The organism is Candidatus Magnetominusculus dajiuhuensis (genome assembly GCF_046044395.1).
Classification (GTDB): Bacteria; Nitrospirota; Thermodesulfovibrionia; order Thermodesulfovibrionales; family Magnetobacteriaceae; genus Magnetominusculus; species Magnetominusculus dajiuhuensis.
On the sequence record NZ_JBJUSG010000212.1, the window covers coordinates 1 to 2702 of the forward strand.

Here is a 2702-nt window from a genome sequence, read left to right on the forward strand (position 1 = left end):
CTTTAGGACATTTCTACTTTGGTAGAATAGGACATTTCTATTTTGGTATTACAGGTGGATTCCAATCCTTGACAAAACATCGTCTGACACAATACAATCCAGTCGGGGTAGTAACGCACTAATGCCGTGTTGCGGTAGTAAAAGGAGCATTCTTCGACAGGCTCAGGATGATTCGATTGATATAGAAATCTTCTTACTTATATGATTGCAACTTAGTATAAGGACAAGGTGGAAGGTTGGGCACAAAGGTGAAAGGATTGGAAAACACAAGGAGGATGTATTGGTGGAGATAACGCATGTATCGGCTTTTACGGCAGGGATAGTGGCTTTTCTGTCTCCGTGTGTTTTGCCGATTGTACCCGCGTATCTGTCTTTTATCACGGAGGCGGATGCCGACGCCCCCGGTACCCGGATTCAATCCCTGATACCTATATTGTTTTTCATCGGAGGGTTTTCGCTCGTATTTATCATAATGGGGGCGACGGCCACCGCCATTGGGCAGCTTTTTTCTGACTATCAGCAGGTCATCTCCAGAGTTGGCGGCGCTATGGTCATATTCTTCGGCCTTCACTTTACCAATCTCTTTCTAAGGGATGATTTCTTAAAGATATTCTCCGGTGCGGGACTTCTTTTTGTATCGGCGTTGTGTTTTGGGCTGATAGAGAGAGAGACATTCATTACGATTGCCGGGGCGTGGGTTTTAATCACAGCGCTCTATCTGTTTCAGGCACACCTGCTGCTGTACCGGCAGCTCAAGACACAAAGGAGCACGGGGGCTGGCATGTTCAGCGCCTTTTTGGTGGGACTAACTTTTGGCGCGGGCTGGAGTCCGTGCATAGGGCCGGTGCTTGGCGCTATTTTGCTTTTGGCTTCGGGGCAGGAGACCGTATATCATGGCATGGCGCTTCTTGCCTTGTTTTCCGTGGGACTTGGGATACCTTTTTTCATTGCGGGGCTGTTCTGGACGGGTTTTATTAGTTTTGTGAGGAAATTCGGCAAGTTCTTCGCAGCCGTGGAATTCACCGGCGGCCTCATTCTTATGGCGATGGGGTTGTTACTGCTGACAGGCAAACTCTCTTCAATATCCCTGTAGGAGCGCACGTGATTGGCCATATAAAAAAAATTCTGATGCTTGCTGAGGCGCGTGGTATAGACCTCGACAGCCCCCAAGCGATGGAAATACACCGCCGGATTATTCTAAATAAACCATTTCTTCTGAAGTGGTATGAAATCTATTTCAATGCCGTGGGTGAGGTTGAGGCTGAGACCGCCCACCTTGGCGGCGTAGCCCTTGAGTTAGGGTCGGGGGCAGGGCTGATTAAGACAGTTTATCCGGATATAATTACCTCTGACACTGTTATTAATACCCATATTGACCGGGTGGAAGACGCGGTGGCGCTGTCATTTGCCGACGGTAGTCTAAGGGCGGTTTACTGCCTCAATACCCTTCACCACATAAGCGATGCGCGGCGTTTTCTATCGGAGCTCAACAGGTGTTTAATGCCGGGCGGTGTGGCGCTGATGGTAGAGCCGGCCATGTCCCGATTCGCGCGCTTTGTCTGGCGGTATCTGCACCACGAAAACTGCCAGCCCGGCTGGGGTTGGCAGTTTCCCAACGACGGGCGCATGAGTGGCTCTAACTCCGCCCTGCCGTGGATTGTGTTTGATAGAGACAGGGAATTGTTCAACGAGGGTTTCCCCTGTCTTAACGATGTGGAAATCAGATATTTCGATATAGCGCTTTACCTGCTGTCTGGTGGGGTGTCTTATCGGGCGCTTGCCCCCGTGCGGGTCTTTAAATACCTGCGCGCAATAGAAAAAATAATACCTCAGGGCATGATGAAAGACACATTTGCCCTCTTTCAAATTATCAGGGTCAGCAAGAGTGCCCCCCAAATATGAATAATACTGTTAATAAGGAATCGCAGGACTACACGTTTGAGATTATCAGCGGGTCGTTGATATTTAAGACAGAGTCCTTTAAGGCCGAAAAAAGGAGCGTCTTACATAGCGGCGTATATAATAGAGAGGTGGCCTCGGCGTTTGTTGCCGCTGGGGCGGCTTGCTCTTATTTTGCCGCTTTCGCCCTCTCAGGCCGTCTGAATTACATTCACTATGCGGTCACTGCCGTCTTATTTGCCGTTTTTTATCCCCTCAGTTGGCTGTTTATCTTTAAAAGGCCAGCACTTGCTGTTTTTCTCAATAACGAAAAAGCTATCGCGGCCATTGCCATAAAGGGAGTCTTTCGTAAGAAGAGGATTCTCAGGACACTAAGCCAGTTAAGAGATGTCGCAGTAGCGCATGTGAAGATAGAGGTGGGAAATCCCGATGGCGTGGCCTTTGTAGAGAAAATCGCGCTACAGCACGGCACAGTAATACCGGGCTTAGGGGTGGCACAACATGTTTACGCGGTTGAGTTTGTCTTTGACGACGGCCCTGTTGTCGTATATTGCTGTGGCGATGAGGATAAGGCCGCTAAGGTGTGCTCAGGGTTTAAGGATTATCTTGTAAGCGCCTGAAATGCCGAAGAGATTCGGATTTAATACCAATAATCTGTTTGACTAAGCTGTTCACTAGGGCAAACACATTAGAAATTGTCTCCCTTATTTTTGTCGCCGCCCTTATTTTTGTTACCGCCCTTATTTTTTGTCATTCCGGCTTGCAGACTGTGTCACAATAGTAAAGCAGCCCCCCCCCCTTTT

Annotated in this window: 3 protein-coding genes; all 3 read left to right on the forward strand. The window is 48.7% G+C overall.

From position 1 onward, the window contains the following. Positions 1-283 precede the first annotated feature (283 nt). From AB7D94_RS16915 to AB7D94_RS16925, 3 genes are read left to right on the forward strand one after another with little or no spacing between them, the layout of a single operon-like run. Complete coding sequence (locus AB7D94_RS16915) at positions 284-1093, forward strand: cytochrome c biogenesis CcdA family protein (RefSeq protein WP_420267243.1); 810 nt, start codon at positions 284-286, stop codon at positions 1091-1093. Between the two features lie 8 nt (positions 1094-1101). Next, positions 1102-1902 (forward strand): methyltransferase domain-containing protein, encoded by an 801-nt coding sequence (locus AB7D94_RS16920; RefSeq protein WP_420267244.1) that lies wholly within the window; start codon positions 1102-1104, stop codon positions 1900-1902. Beyond that, positions 1899-2519: a hypothetical protein gene (locus AB7D94_RS16925; protein WP_420267245.1), complete on the forward strand. Its 621-nt coding sequence runs from the start codon at positions 1899-1901 to the stop codon at positions 2517-2519. Before AB7D94_RS16920 ends, AB7D94_RS16925 begins: the two co-directional genes overlap by 4 nt. The last annotated feature ends 183 nt before the right edge of the window (positions 2520-2702 follow it).